At 38.1% G+C, this 15,840-nt stretch carries 7 protein-coding genes; all 7 read right to left on the reverse strand.

Annotated features, from left to right (window positions below; translation table 11 throughout):
- Positions 1 to 1,935, reverse strand: coding sequence for a carbohydrate-binding protein (locus DN064_RS08960; RefSeq protein WP_198659428.1), 1,935 nt, complete (start codon positions 1,933 to 1,935; stop codon positions 1 to 3).
- A gap of 11 nt (positions 1,936 to 1,946) precedes the next feature.
- Positions 1,947 to 5,123: a glycoside hydrolase 5 family protein gene (locus DN064_RS08965; RefSeq protein WP_115462297.1), complete on the reverse strand. Its 3,177-nt coding sequence runs from the start codon at positions 5,121 to 5,123 to the stop codon at positions 1,947 to 1,949.
- Between the two features lie 120 nt (positions 5,124 to 5,243).
- Entirely contained in the window at positions 5,244 to 6,281 is a 1,038-nt protein-coding gene (locus DN064_RS08970) for a PKD domain-containing protein (RefSeq protein ID WP_115462298.1), read from the reverse strand.
- 38 nt (positions 6,282 to 6,319) lie between these two features.
- The gene (locus tag DN064_RS14285; protein WP_232827460.1) at positions 6,320 to 8,281 is read right to left on the reverse strand and encodes a carbohydrate binding domain-containing protein; all 1,962 of its coding nucleotides are present in this window, start codon (positions 8,279 to 8,281) and stop codon (positions 6,320 to 6,322) included.
- Positions 8,282 to 8,291: 10 nt separating this feature from the next.
- Entirely contained in the window at positions 8,292 to 9,755 is a 1,464-nt protein-coding gene (locus tag DN064_RS08980) for a RagB/SusD family nutrient uptake outer membrane protein (protein WP_115462299.1), read from the reverse strand.
- Between the two features lie 6 nt (positions 9,756 to 9,761).
- Positions 9,762 to 12,794, reverse strand: a complete 3,033-nt coding sequence (locus tag DN064_RS08985) for a SusC/RagA family TonB-linked outer membrane protein (protein WP_115462300.1) — start codon at positions 12,792 to 12,794, stop codon at positions 9,762 to 9,764.
- Between the two features lie 238 nt (positions 12,795 to 13,032).
- Complete coding sequence (locus DN064_RS08990; protein ID WP_115462301.1) at positions 13,033 to 15,831, reverse strand: triple tyrosine motif-containing protein; 2,799 nt, start codon at positions 15,829 to 15,831, stop codon at positions 13,033 to 13,035.
- Positions 15,832 to 15,840 lie beyond the last annotated feature (9 nt).

Raw genomic sequence — 15,840 nt, forward strand, 5'->3', positions numbered from 1 at the left:
TTAATCATTTAAGACTTGTATATCATCAAAATAATAAGTGCTTCCATCCCCGGCTACCCCATCTATGAACTCGAAGAAGGTGATAAATCGTTGATAATCCAATTCAGGATTATATACTGGACCGAAATCAAACTCCAATTCCACCCATTCATTAGCCACCGGAACATTAGCGTCAACGAAGACCTGATTGCCTCCACCAGCAGTTTCTAATGCGAACCTAACAGGAATATTTGCCTTGGGGGACCATACTTTTACTCTTAATTTCTGTGAACTGCTAAAGTCAATTGGCGCATCTAGATCCAAGAAGGTACCAGCAAAGAACTGCGCCCCATTGGTTTTAGTTGTCCTCATTATTGTGGCCGTTGGATTAAGACCTGACTGATCAGGATTCGCTTCAATAGCCGATTCGGCACCTTCGAATGCTACAAAATTATAGGTCACATTTGTAGACTCAAATCCTAGAGGAAGCTCTGCTTGTGTGGCGGCTGAATCATCAACATTTGGTGTTGGGTCCAATACTTCCTGATAATAATAGATATTATCTGTATATATGTTTGTAATAGTAGCATCAGAAATAAAGAAAAATAAACCAACCGCATCCCTTTCTGTCAATCCGCTAAAATTGCCAAGTGGAATATCAAACCCTTTCCATTCATTAGTTGCTAATTCAGAAGCAGTAATAGTGTAATCCCCTGATAACTCATCATCGGTACCAACATCATTAAGTATTTGTAATCTAATAAAATCACTTGGCTCAATTTCCTCCTGAACATTGATATCAACATGAACATGAGTCATTTGATTCGTATTTATTGGAGCAACATTTAAGAATGTTCCAATACCAACGAAGTTCAGCTCGGTATAATTAATGACTTGTTCTCCATTGATTGTCAGTGGAGGCGCCCCACCTTGAGTAGTCTGAAATGGGGCAAAGAACCCATTGTAATAGTCTACAGGTACATTAGTATAGGCATCACTAAAAACTGAAATAACATTATCCGGATTCCGATCTGGCGCTGGAGCATGAACAAATTCACCCAGCGATTCCAAAGTTAGGGAACCCTCTGCTTCAAGCCCATTGATCGTTGCCGTTATAACTGTTGTACCAGTTCCTGAAATACTTATAGTTCCGTTAGAATCAACATTAGCCACTGAAGTATTTGAAGATGAAAATTCATAATAAGCAGGGAACGGAAAAACAGTAATATCCTGACCATTCGCCAGATTAAATGTTTCCTCCAAACCATCGACCTGTCTGCTCGAGCCAATAAATGTTTGTTCAATCAAATCCTGACCTCTAAATATTTTTGGTCTAGGTTGTGCAATTGTACCCAATTTCTCAAACTGAATGTCATCAAACCAGATGGTATATCCTGCCCCACCATTGTCTCGCGTTCCACCTGAGTACCAAAACATACCTCTCTCTTGTGTTAGCTTGGATGCGTCCGGTAAAGGGATTGTATATTTAGTCCATTGTGTACTAACAGATAATGGACCTGCATTCACTTGATAGGTGTTAGAATTAAAATCCTGACCAAAACCAACCTCATCAAAAATAACTCCTCGAGAAGCCCTAGCATAAAAGGTCAGTGCGTCAAACCCACTCAAATCTCGACCAGCACCATCTATTCTTAAAATAGCCCCAGCATAGGTCCCTGAGGCATTATCTGGATTTGGCACATCAACTCGATATGATGCAGAACTCTCAAAGCCTTCACTTTGATCTCTTGAAAAGGCTTCAAAATAGGAATCAGCAAATGGAAGGTAAAAGTCTTCACCCATACCAACAAAATTATCTATAAACACACGTCCCTCTCTAGAAAAACTAGCAGGTACGGCTTGATCTGAAATTTCACGCTCACAAGACAATAACATTAACAATGCCATTGCTAAAAAACCAACTTTAAGTCCTGATATCTTTACTATTTCTTTCATTGCTAATTTTTTTATCGTCCAATATTTATGTGAATGTAGGTTCTAATTTCCCACTCCGAACCATTTGGAAATCCAACCGGGCTAAGTGGTGGTACTGGAGGAAATGTATCTGGTGGTACTGCCGTTGGTAAGTATCTATTAGAAAATTCATCCAATGATCTCCATGTCCCTCTAAGTCCAATAGTGGTACTTGGCAAAATAAACCAGTCTGGCTTCCCAATTGAAGTGGACAAATCTAACATAAGTTGCAGGGGAAATGTTAAGTTGAAATCTCTATGGTAATCGTAAGGTCCCCAATCGTTGACTTTAACATGGGCATTTAAACGCATTTGTTTGTAGAGCGATTCTACATTAAATCCAAATCGGTTAATAGTTCTTGGGCTATCACCGTTGGCCTGTCCATTACCAAAATATAAGTTTCCAATAATTCCTAGGTCTGGGCTTAGTTTAGATACCATCCTAGAATGTACTTCCCACAAATCTTGAGCTGGAGTTGAATTAGCAAAAGCAAAAATGGTACGATCGGCAAGGAAACCGATATGTGCATCCATTGTGGTAGGTAAATGTCTGTAAACGAAACCAAGATTCATTGCGAATTTTGCATCCTCAGAACGACTGTTATCCCATTGATACATCCATGTCCCAGGGGTTGGATCAAATGTCAAAAGCAATTCAGCTGCCGTTGTTTCGCGATTACCTCTCACAGAAAAGGGATCATCCAAAATATTACGCAATCTTCCCGGTGGGTTAATCCCCTGAGGCATAGCAGCTACTAAGGGCTTTTGATACATGAAATTTGGAGCTATTTGAAAATTATCAAAAGAATAGGTAAAACCAGTTAAAACGTGTGTTTGGTTACCACTACCTGTATCTTTTAGCTTCCATCCTGTATAAGTTAAAGTTGCATCGGCCCCTCCATTGGCAACTAATCCATAAATACCACCTTGTGCATACCAATTGAATTTTCCACCTTCATAGGTTATTTTGGCTTTACCTCCCCAATTGTCCTTCGACTGGATACGGTCTTCAACCACATTGCCGCTAGCATCAACATCCTGATAGCTAATTCCATTAACTGGGCTACCAGACCAAATCCCACCAAGGGTTATTCCTACCTTGCCAAATTCTCTATTAACTGCCACAGTTGCCCGTTCTTGAGGCCAGGGTGGAATAATACCAGAACGTGTTTGATTTGGATCTAACAATCGTCTTCCATTTTCATCAAGACGAACTCTTGTATCTACGTCTCTATTGTAGATAGCAGCAATATCAAATTTCCCATGTTTCTTATGGTACTTTAAAAACCAGGTTGGATTGGCACCCCACCATAATTGCGGACCATAGGCAAATTTAAAGCCATCTAATGCCCGTTTTCCGGTTAACTCTGCTCCATTAATTTCACCCCCATAAATATCGAGATTTGGACCATAATTAGCCTCTGGATACAAACCAAAAAAGTCTCCTTCATATCCCCAGTGATAGTGACCCGTTCTGTAGAAGTATTTAAGATTAAAGTCTTTAGCATCCCACTCGAGGTCTGCTTGATAAATATTAACATTATTAACATCCTGGAGGGTCACTTCTCCTTGATCGGTCTCAATGGTAACAATACGTGCTCTATTTTCGTAAAATATCTCATCAATGGGATTTTGAGCCACATTATTGATGAAGTTAACCACCATATTGGCCCGTAGATTTTCAGCAGGGTTTGCTTCAACCCCAACAAAAAAGGACTGCATATGATCAAATCCTAATTGATTTGGAAATACATCTCTATTAGGATCAGGGTTATCTGGCGTTGTGATAAGCGAACCACCAGTATTAAATGTAGTAAGCTTAGCCGTAAACTGACTAAGCCTAATTAATTTTGAGTCGTTGCCTTCTAACGCGGCCTTATCGCCGCGTGCCTTCAAAACCGCGTCCATGAGATTAATATTCTTAAAATAATTCTCAATGAACTCATTGGTCACTCCATCTTCATAAGGATTTAATTTATGTGCTTCCTGCAAAGCATAATATGCCGCTCTGGGAAAAAGTTCATAAAGACCTCTGGAATTCGTTGGCCCTTTGGCACAAACCCCAAACCACTCTTCATTCATATTGTTTTCGCCTGGTACTAAATCTATTGGATAACCACCATTGGCCCATGACGCATTATTATCATGTCTATCTGCATTTTCGCGGTCATCAAATCCAAATTTCCACCAGCCGTCGCTAAATTGAAAGGTAAAACCACCTATGGAATTTCCTGCTTTTCCTAATCCAGCAGCATTCTGGTATATTTCCTTCCAATTTCCCACCATGTAGTAGGCCTGTGCTTTTTGATCTTCTTTGTTCTCTTTTGCATTGTAAGCATCAGCCCCAAACTCAGTAAACATAAGTGGCATATCCAATTTTTCTTTTACCACATCAAACATGTCACCAAATGAGACCCCACGGTAAGTATTAGTTCCATAAATATCGACGTCTGGACACTCCTCAGCTATAATATCTATAAAAAGAACATCCCCGTTACATATAGCTACGGGATGTGAGTTGTCAATTGCCTTCATGGCCACTGCTGCCTCATTCATTAATTTGTACATAGGGCGACCACGTTTCTCACCTATAAAAGCTTTTTCCTCTTCATCATCAGGAAAATCTTCGGTTTCGGCACCCTGCCAGAATAAACCGTAGTTATTCTCATTTCCTAAAAGGTACATCAATAATCCAGGTGTATCTTTATAGGCTAAGGCCAACTCCTTCATGTCGTTCATTAACAAATCCATTGTTTTCTGATCGTCGTAAATAGTCACAGGAGTCCAAACACCATCAATAGTAAGGCCGTATCTACCAAACGAATGATTTAACATGGTGTATATGCCGTATTCCTCATAAATGTATTTGATCCATCTTGCTGGTACTCCAGTGTATTGGCGAACTACATTAACTCCCATATTTTTTAATAAGGACATTTCTGTATCCAGACCTGCTTTAATAACATCGTCAGATTTTTTCCAAAACTGAGCATCAACTGTATTGGTTCCAATAGGGATATAATCCCAATTCATACCATTAATCATAAAGTCTTTCCCATCTACTACAAGTCTATGGCCACTAGGGTCAGATACCACTTTAACCATATTCTTCTGTGCACTTGCAACAGTGACAAAAACTAATAGGGGGAGTATTAGAAGAAGTTTTTTCATATTAATTTTTTTGCTTGGAGGATTAATTAAGTGTTCTTCAATTTATGTATTTATCAGGTATTCCCACATAAGAATAACTTATACATAATATAAGTCTTGTTTTTTTAAGGATTTGACAATTTAATCACAAGATGCCGGTGTTGTTGAAAATCTGAAATACCAGGCCAAATTACCATCGATTCCATCATCGCAACGCACCCATAATTCATCATTTGAAATTTCAAGAATTTCATATTCAGAGGCTGTAACGTAATAGCTCATGAAATTATCTCCGCTAAATAGAAGTCTTGTTTCTCTAGGAACCAATGTCGCATCTTCAGGTAATTGACTCCAATCAATTGCTGAAGGTGATAAGCCCACTATGCTTGTGCCAGAGGTATCAAACTCGTAACATCCTTCATCTCCACCACCAACAATGCCAGTATGGCCACCATTGATAAACGTCTCACCGTTATTGTTGAGTACATAGGTTAGTACGTTACCATCTGGTAATAAAGTGAATGTTAATTCATCTGTATAAAAGCAATGCAGATCTTCACCCGGCTCGCCACAGTATGTTCCCGGGGGAGCCGCGAAAAAGGCAGGGAAATAAAACTGAGAGGGCTGTCCATTAATCTCAATATCAAATGCCTCAGAAGGTCCAACACCAAGGTGTCCATTAGCGGCCGAAGCAACGTACCATGTCTTTGAGTATGGCTCGTCCACATCAATAATATCATTGCCATCTTCATCTTGGGTTAGAGGTGCTCCTGTTAAAAATGAACGGGCCTCAACATCATCGAAAGCACTAAATACAGTAACCTCAAAAGTTTCGGAGGATGTTATGCCTCCAGTCCCTGATGCAATAGCTGTAACAACATAGGTGTTAACACCCTGAACCACGTATCTATGGCTAATTTCGCCATTATCTGCTAATTGCATGCCAGAACCATCACCAAATGTGAATCTATAAGCCAATGCATTGTCTGCTGATAATTCAAAATTGACCACACCAGAACCATCACCGAATGGGTTCTCGTCATCCTGACCCACAATTTGAACGTCCAATTGTAAATTGGTAGGTGTTGTTACAGGTCCAAAAGTTTTGTCTTCATCTTGACAACCCGTGACTAGAATTAACAAAAATAAACTACTTAATATTATATTTAATTTTCTCATGTTAAACGTGTTAAAATGATAATCTCTTTTGATTAAACTTAGTTGATTGACAATACGACATTATCAATATTAACCATCCCTACTTCGGCCCCAACATCAAAAAGGACGCGTGCATCTGGTGCACCAAACCCATCGGCTGGGAGAGTAAGAGTATAATTGGTAACTGTAGGTGTAATATTTACTGGTTCACTATTATTGGAGAAATCACCACCACTTAATCCAATACCTGCAATAATGGACCTATTGACATCGGACCAGGCATCAAACGTTAGGGTATAGGTTTCACCTTGAATGATTTCTAGCTTTTGGCTAACATTCACTGAAAATGGTTGACCTGCAGACGTCACATCAACTGAATAATACGTGTTTCCACCAACTGTAACTACGGGAGCCGGGGCAGTATCATCCACACCAACAATCCAAGGGTCTGCTCCTGCTTCAAAATCTCCGTTAACTAAGAGATTATCTACAAAAACCTTAAGTGACACATTATCAATATTTACTACTCCAACTTCAGCACCAACATCGAATAATACTCTAGCGTCTGGCGCTCCAAAACCGCCAGCGGTCAAGGTTAAACTATAGTTTGTGACATTAGTTGTGATATTAACAGGTTCACTGTTATTAGAAAAATCACCACCACTTAATCCAATTCCTGCGATAATTGATCGATCAACATTGGACCAGGCGTCAAACGTTAGCACGTAGGTTTCACCCTCGATAATTTCCAATTTCTGACTAACATTTACTGAGAAAGGCTGACCAGCTGATGTTACGTCAACTGAGTAGTAGGTATTACCCCCAACAGTCACCACTGGAGCCGGGGCATTGTCATCCACTCCAACAATCCAAGGATCAGCACCCAATTCAAAATCACCATTTTCTAAAAGACCATCATCAAATGGAGGTCCTGTTGGTTCTCTTGAGAAATATAGGTTATCAATAAAAATAGTTGCTCGATTCCCAAGAGCATCAAATAGTAATTGGGTTACTTGAGACCGATCCATATCATAATCATCAAGTGAGAAAACCACACTTACCCATTCATTTTGAACCACTTCATCAACAGCAATAATATCTTCTTCAACTGGATCTACTGCTGTATTTACAATTTTAAATCCTAAGGTAGTAGCATCTGTAGTCCAGTAATCAAAATGTACAAAATCCATTCCCGTTAGGTCTGTAGGATTTCCATAGTCTGTCACAATACCTGTAAATGCCATTTCTGTGTACTTAATGGTATTATTACCATCGATTTGAATTTCTTCAAATCCAGAATCGGACCATTCCGTTGGGAATTCGTTAGTGGTTATTGGTGTATAAGAGTCACTATATATAGCAATAACATCATCAGGTTGGGCAGTTGGATTAGGTGCTGCTTCCAAAGGTTCATTAATTTCAATAACCTCAAAGTTCTCTTCATAAACTGTGGTCTCTTCAGCAGCACTGTAAGCTGTTACTACAACATTATAGAACCCTCCTGCAGCATACTCATAGATGATTTCATCCCCCATATTCGCACTTTGAATATCGGACCCATCACCAAAATCAACTTCGTAAAAAATTCCAAAATCAGCTGTTGCGCTTACTCTAACGGTCTTGGATACTCCTGGAATGTTCTCTAAAACCACCTCTAAATTCTGTGGTGGAATAAAGGCCACTACCAATTCGCGTTCTAATCGAGTTGTCAGTCCATTTATACCGGTTGCCGTAAGAACCACCGTATAAACACCCTCCTCATAAACATGAAGGGCTGTATTTCCTGTGTTGAGGGTTTCCATTTCAGAACCATCACCAAAATCAATATCAAATTTGGCCGCGTTTTCTGCGCTAGGGTTAATAAATACCAATCCTGTATTATCAGGTACTACCCTGAATAAAACATCTACATTAGATGGTGCTTCTACGCTATTAATGAAATCAGTAGAACGGTCTTCGCTGTCGCATCCTGCCAGTAGGATTAAACCTAAAAAGGCAATAAAATATGTTATTCTTTTCATCATTCTTTTTTTAATATCCTGGATTCTGTTCCCAATTATTGCCTGCTAATTCAATTTCTATTCTTGGAATTGGAAAAAGCTCATTCTTACCTGGTGTAAACCCTGGAATGGCATTAGCTGCTCTTCCAGTTCTCACCAAATCAAAGAAATGATGGCCTTCCCCTACCAATTCTACACGACGTTCTCGATAGATAGCGTTCGTTAAAGCGTTACCTACTACATTAAGATTGCTATCCGAATTTCCAAATGCGCGTTCTCTCACACGGTTTAAATATTCCAACGCTCTAGAATCACTAATACCACCTCTATTTAAAGCCTCAGCAGCTAAGAGTAAAACCTCAGCAAAACGTATTGCGCGGTAGTTATTAGGATTAGTAAGGTTGGCATCTGGTGTATTTAAATCACCTTCTTGTCTTGCAATATATTTTCTGTTAAAATATCCTGTGTGCTCATGACCAGTACTAAACGTTGCTCCAGTTTCTGCTGCCCACGCATCAATATTTAAAATTGCTATATCGCGTCTGTTGTCCCCAAGCTCGAAGGCATCATAGGCGTTTTGGGTAGGTACATTAAAACTAAAACCAGATTCAAATAATGGTCCTGAATAATTTCTGATTCCATTAAAGCCTACAGCAATATTTCCTTCACTACATTGTAGACAACCAAATCCTGCGCCTTCCTCATCTGTATATTGAACTTCAAAAACAGATTCTACATTGTTTTCATTATCATTTTCGAACATTGTACTGTAATCGGAAAGTAATTGGTAAGGCCCATTATTAATAAGGTCCTCCAATACAGTAGCAGCTTCCGAAAATTTCTCTTGATAGATATATACCTTTCCTAATAATGCCTGAGCAGAGCCTTTAGTAGCCCGACCCACATCCGTTTGGACATAAGGCATGTTCGCTTCAGCATAAATTAGATCAGCCTCAATTTGCGCATACACTTCGGCTTTTGGGTTTCGAACAAGATCAAATTGTTCACCAAAGACAACACGCTTATCGACTACAAGAGGCACATCACCAAAGAATTTAACCAATTCGAAATAATAATAAGCTCTCAAAAAACGCGTCTGTGCAATGACATTCTCTTTACCCTCAAAATCAGTCTTATCTTGAAACTCCATGATAAAGTTAGCCCGGTTAACACCAGCGAACATCCATCCCCATATATCTCGTAACTGCTGATTCTCATCCGTATGAATCATGTCATCAATTTCCTGAATACCTGGAGTATCATTAGCACTTTCACCACCGGCGAGCGTATTATTAGAGGCGATATCGCCTAACATTACATTGAGATAGGTAGTTTGTAATAGATCATATGCTCCAATTAATGCATTCTGGTAATCCTGCTCCGAGTTAAAGAAGGTTTCTGAACTTGGAAATTGTGGATCAACATCTACAAAACTGTCGCTACAAGAGGCAATCAAAAACATTGCCGCGATTAGATATGTTATTCTCGTCTTCATTTTGAATTAAAATTTTAAGTTAACACCTAACAACCATTGACGGGGATTTGGATAAAATCCATTGTCAATTCCGGCGCCTATAGCACCACCACTACTTGTTGTAGGGTCATATCCTTGATATTTTGTTAATGTAAATAGATTTTGAACGGACACATAAAATCTCAATTTTGAGATTGTAGAATCCTCTAAGGAAGAATCAGATAAACTGTATCCTAACTGTAAATTCTGCATTCTTACAAATGAACCATCTTCAACGAAGAAATCAGAGAACAAATTGTTGGAATTGGCTCCAATTGTAGCCCTAGGAAACGAATTAGAGGTACCTTCTCCTGTCCAACGGTCTAAATAATAGACCGATCTATTTGTATTTGGCTGAAAACGCTCGTAGTTTCTAACAATATCGTTACCGATTTGGGAAAATACGTAACCAATTAAATCAAAATTCTTGAATTCAAAATTAAAATTGAATCCCATAGTTAAATCAGGAATAGGATCCCCTACATACGTTCTATCATTGTCATCGATAACGCCGTCATTATTTAGATCCACGAATATGAGATCTCCTGGTTTAACATTATCATTTATAGTTACAGAGTTATCCACCTGCTCTTGATTTTGGTATATTCCTGCAGTTCTAAATCCTCTGAAATAACCTATAGGTTGACCAACTTCCATTCTAGCAATTGGGTCTTGCCCTACGTTGAAGTTCCCGGCGGCTATAAAATCTCCCTCAGCATTTACACGAGTTACCTCATTGCTAATGGTGGTCAAATTATAACGTAATGACATTTTAAAGTCATCATTAAAATCTTCGGAATAACCAATAGCAAATTCAAAACCTTGGTTCTCTATAGTCCCCGCATTAATTATTGGTGGTCCTGCTCCTGGAGCACTTGCGCCTAGAGTTCCACTAACTTGTGGTTGAAATAATAAGTCTACAGTTCTACGGATGTAATAATCCATAGTTATATCAAACTTGTTTTGGAAAAATCTTGTGTCCAGACCAACGTCAAAGGTTTGCTGTTGCTCCCATCTTATATCTGGATTAGCAACCAATCCCGTAGCTTGTCCATTAACAATTTGACCATTTAATACATAGGTCGCTTCTCCGTCTAAATTGGATGAAAATGCAAAAGCAGCAATTCTGTCATTACCAAGTATACCATATGATGCTCTCAATTTCATGAAGTCGAAGAAATTACTGTCGCTCATAAAAGATTCGTCTGACATCACCCAACCTGCTGAGAACGATGGGAAGTATCCAAAGCGATTGTTAGGACCAAAGGCCGTTGAACCATCACGTCTAATCAAAGCAGAGAACAAGTACTTACCTTTATAATCATACTGGACTCTTGCAAAATAAGAGAGGAGTCTGCTATCAAAAAATGGATCTTCGGGTAAATTTCTAAATCGACGCTGAACCTCAGCAGCATTTTCAATGCTAGCATTAGCCACAGTGTTCCCAGGTATATCAAATCCTATTAAACCGCTGAAAAATCCTTGGGTTCTAAATACAGACATACCCAATAGTACCTTGAGGTTATGCGTATCGTCAAAAATACGTTCGTACTTTAAGAAAGCATCAAAAGTATAATCCTTAAAAATATCCTTGAAATCAGACAATTCGTTCCGATCAACATTAAAGACCTTTCCACTACCATAATTGCGCTCTGGTCTAAAGACCTTATTGGTCACTTCAGAATAATTAAACTGAATGTTAGTTTGAGCTGTAAAGTAATCCAAGAAGTTATACTGCAATCCACCTACACCTGAGATTCTATTGGTTTGAGTCCGGTTATAGGTATCATTAATTTGCGCTAGTGGATTGATTACCTCATTCCCTAAGCCCTCAGCAAGAGTGTATGCTCCATTCTCCTGTCTAACAGGAAGTGTTGGATCCATATTTAAGGCATTATACAAGACAGACCCAATAGCGTTTTCACTGAGATTATTTTTATTAGTATAGTTCCAAATTATCCCAGCATTGGCTTTAAGGTTCTCAAGAATGTCATAACTATAATTTAAACTTTGCGTCAAACGAGTGAAGTTGGATTTACTTCCTCCAACAATACCGTCTTGAGTAAAGAATGAGGTTCCATAGGCATAAGTCGACTTTTCACCACCACCACGCATATTTAAGGATGTATTTGCGATTGGTGCTGTTTGAAACACCTCGCGTTGCCAATTGGTTCCTTGACCAAGACCTGACACATCTGGAAATCTTGGTGGTTGACCATCAGCTGCGTAGGCTTCATTTGTATACAGAGCGTACTCTGTGGCATTTAGAACCGGTATCTCTCTGGTTGTTTCCTGCACTCCACCCCAAACATTAATGTCCACTTGAAGCGGCATGCTTTTTCTACCAGTTTTTGTTTTTATAAGAATAACCCCGTTAGCGGCTCTCACACCATAGATACCAGCTGTTGCATCTTTCAATACATTGACACTTTCAATATCTGCTGGGTTAAGAACACTCAGGTCTTCGATAACATTCCCATCAACTAAGATTAGCGGTCTATTATCTCCATTGGTTGAAATACCACGAATATTGATGGTTAATCCTGCACCCGGAGAACCAGATGTGGAGGTAATATTTACACCAGTGACTTGACCTTGCAGTGCTTGTTCGACTCGCGTTGGTTTTAACTCATCTATTGTTTCACTGGACACTACTGAAACTGCCCCGGTAACTTCTTTCTTGGTTTGAGTTCCATAACCTATGACAACTATTTCGTTTAGTGCCTCCGCATCTTCTTCCAAAACAATATCCAATCGATCAGCATTCAAGACTGTTACCTCCTTGGTCCTGAAACCTAAATACGATATCACTAAAGTCGAATTAACAGAAACATCTTCTAACACATAATTACCATCAAAATCGGTTGAGGTACCCTTAGTAGTGTTTTTTACAATAATGTTTACTCCTGGAAGCGGTTGTCCAGTAGTGGCATCTGTTACTGTACCAGTTACTGTAACATTCTGTGCTGTTAATCCCCAACAGAACATCACCAGTAAAAGGCCTAATAATTTTGAGTTCATATAATTAATCTTAAAAATCTTTTAAAACTATATCACTACATTGTTAATTCCTCATTTTTGGTCTATACAATTATTATACAACGCAAAATAAAAGGGGCTTTATTACGGATTTCGTAATCAAAGGCCTGAAAACATTAACATTAGCTTAACTTAAAAATACACTACTACAACGTTGTAGTTACTGCCTTAACTTAAATGTAGTGTTTTTGTATAGGTGATAATTCAAGTTGTATAGGTTTTAGATTTGAAGAATATAATCTGTAAGATTTACATCGTGCTCTAAAGACATCTTCTTTCGCAACCTATAACGCTTAACTTCCACACTTTTATGGCTAATATTCAATAAAGGTGCAATTTCTTTTGAGGATAAGTTTAAGCGTAAATAAGCACATAAACGCAGGTCATTAGATGTAAGATTAGGGTGCTTAGATTTAACACTCTTTAAAAATTCCTTATCTGCATTATTAAAGGCTTCTTCAAATACCTTCCAATCCGCTGTTGTATTTAACTGCCGGTTTATTAACCGCACAACATCCTTAATATCTTTCAAAGAATTCACTTTACCAAGTTGATTTTTAATATCATTTAAAACCTCGTTCTTTTGGATCAGGTTCATGGTTGACAGTCCAAGTTCTCTATTTTTATTTTCTATGTCTAGTTGTAAATTTTCATTTCTAAATTGCATAATCTGTTGTTGAGATTCCAATTCTTTAATCTCAAGCTCCCTTTCTTTGGCAATTATTAAACGTCGTCTTTGCTTTTTATAATACCCTCTATACATGCTGTGAATAATAAAGCCTATAACTAGCGTCAATATCAAATAACCTATTATAGCCATGTGACTCAAATACCAAGGTTTTAAAATAGTAAATTGATACGAAGCAATTTTATTATTTATTTGATTACCAATCTTTGATCGTACTTCAAATTGGTACTTCCCAAAGGACAAATTTTCAAAAGAAGCAGTTGATATTTCACTCCAAGAGGTCCACTCATCATAATATCCTACTAACCTATAACTGAATTGGGCGTGCGCGAAAATATCATAAACAGGAGTATAAAATGAAAACTCAAAAGAGTTACTATCACCTGAAAACTCGATCCCCTTTGTAAAATCCACTTGGCGTGAAGATTCACCCAGCACATTGGTAACTATAGCATCTATGACTACATTAGTTTCACCTATTTGACCCAACGAGGTATCTATTGTTAAATATCCTTCAGTAGTGCCAATTAAATATCTGCTTTCTGACAATTCAAGAATGTGCTCATATCCAGATTTAGTAGCCCTTTTGTTTAAAGGTAATGCCAAGTTTGATATGGTTATGTCTCCTGTTAAATTATCTGGTTCTATACAACTAAAACCATTTTCTGAAGCATACCATAATTTTGATCCATCATCAGTTACCATCAGTTTACCCGAAACATATGGAGAATATGCCATTAATTTTGAAAACAACGAATCATATTCAAACCTCCTTACAATTTGATTATACTTATAAATGCCGCTATTGGAACCAAAATAGATACGGTCCTTATACTTTACAATACTGGAATTTACAGCCTCTCCTAAGCTATCTCTGGATATTGTCTTTATTGCTGAATATGAGTCGTCAATACTCAAATAGTAAATGCCCTTGTACTCATGACTAACGACTAAATTTCGGTCTTCAAGAAATTCAAAATACCTCGTGGAGGTATCAAAGCCTTCAATTTTGTTCCGCATCGACCATACCCCATTTTTATTTTGTAGAACATACAACCCATTGTAATTACCCTGTATGATGAGATTTGGATTGTCTGGGATTATCTTAAAATCCCAAGCGCCTTGAACAGAAGAAATACGACTTACACTTCCTTGCTTATCAATAATAAATGTACCCCGATCATGTCCACAAAAAAGAACACCATCCAATTCTTTAAGACCCCAAACCTGTCCTTCAGTACCCTCAACCAATTCAAAACTATGCTCTTGATTTTTCTTAAAAAGCCCTTGATTGGTGCCTAAAAACAAGGTGTTATTATATTGGACCGCTGCATACAAAGTACCAAGCACACCGTCCTGATCATAATATACTTTGAACTGAGAATTAAAATTAATAACAGAAATTCCATTATCCATTGCCAACCATATGTTACCAAGACTATCTTCAAACACATCAAGAACCGTATTATTACTTAAGCCATTAGTTTGATTAATTTGGTAGATCAAATTATCTGAGCCATCAAATAACATTAAACCATTTGATATGGTTCCAATTGCATATTGATCCTTGGATAATTGTTGCCCACTATAAATACTCTTAGAATTTACAACAGCATTAATTCCACAGTTTGATTTTGCGACCTTGTTCTCATTTAATTCGAAAACCCCGTTGTTTTGGGTAATAAAAAACCATATGTTTTCACGTTTAAAGACATCAACCAATACCTCCGACTTTAATGATGGATGGTCTGTTAAGAGCATCTCTTGTCCATTTTCTATTATAAACACCCCCTGATCTATCTTTTGAAAAATAATAGTGTCATCAATAAGAACCATTTCTGTAAGTGTCGTCTCTGAATCAATAATATTGACCCTTTCAAGTTCTTCATTGATGATGTAGATTCTATCTAAGGACTGAAAAACCAACCATTGGCCCATTGTAGCAATACCCCAAAACTCTTCGTCTTCAAGGGGGACCAATTTAAACTTGTCCATTAAGGAGCTATAGACTAAGGCACCGGTTTCAGTGCGATCCCAATATCCAAAATCTCCATAAAAACCTGAATAGATCCTTTCACCCTGAGCTAAAACAGAGCGCATTATAGATTGGTTAGGAGTAGGGTACAAACGCCATTTAGAACCGTTATAAGAAAGTAATCCTTTGTTATTGGCTACATAAATAATATTGTTGGAATCCTGTGTTATATCCCAATTTTGGTCACCACCAGAATAATCTTGAGGGTAAAACGATTGTAGTGGAGGTAATTCTTGAGCTCGAATTTGAAATAAACTAAAACATGCAAAAAGAAGAAACGTGTAGATTCTCATCATTTAGCTAAA

It is taken from the genome of Winogradskyella aurantiaca, assembly GCF_003362725.1.
In the GTDB taxonomy this organism is placed as follows: domain Bacteria; phylum Bacteroidota; class Bacteroidia; order Flavobacteriales; family Flavobacteriaceae; genus Winogradskyella_A; species Winogradskyella_A aurantiaca.

What these genes read in the sequence shown, in the direction of transcription:
- DN064_RS08960 (WP_198659428.1), bottom strand. Translation starts at nt 1,935, where the DNA reads ATGAAAGAAATAGTAAAGATATCAGGACTTAAAGTTGGTTTTTTAGCA.
- DN064_RS08965 (WP_115462297.1), bottom strand. Translation starts at nt 5,123, where the DNA reads ATGAAAAAACTTCTTCTAATACTCCCCCTATTAGTTTTTGTCACTGTT.
- DN064_RS08970 (WP_115462298.1), bottom strand. Translation starts at nt 6,281, where the DNA reads ATGAGAAAATTAAATATAATATTAAGTAGTTTATTTTTGTTAATTCTA.
- DN064_RS14285 (WP_232827460.1), bottom strand. Translation starts at nt 8,281, where the DNA reads ATGAAAAGAATAACATATTTTATTGCCTTTTTAGGTTTAATCCTACTG.
- DN064_RS08980 (WP_115462299.1), bottom strand. Translation starts at nt 9,755, where the DNA reads ATGAAGACGAGAATAACATATCTAATCGCGGCAATGTTTTTGATTGCC.
- DN064_RS08985 (WP_115462300.1), bottom strand. Translation starts at nt 12,794, where the DNA reads ATGAACTCAAAATTATTAGGCCTTTTACTGGTGATGTTCTGTTGGGGA.
- DN064_RS08990 (WP_115462301.1), bottom strand. Translation starts at nt 15,831, where the DNA reads ATGATGAGAATCTACACGTTTCTTCTTTTTGCATGTTTTAGTTTATTT.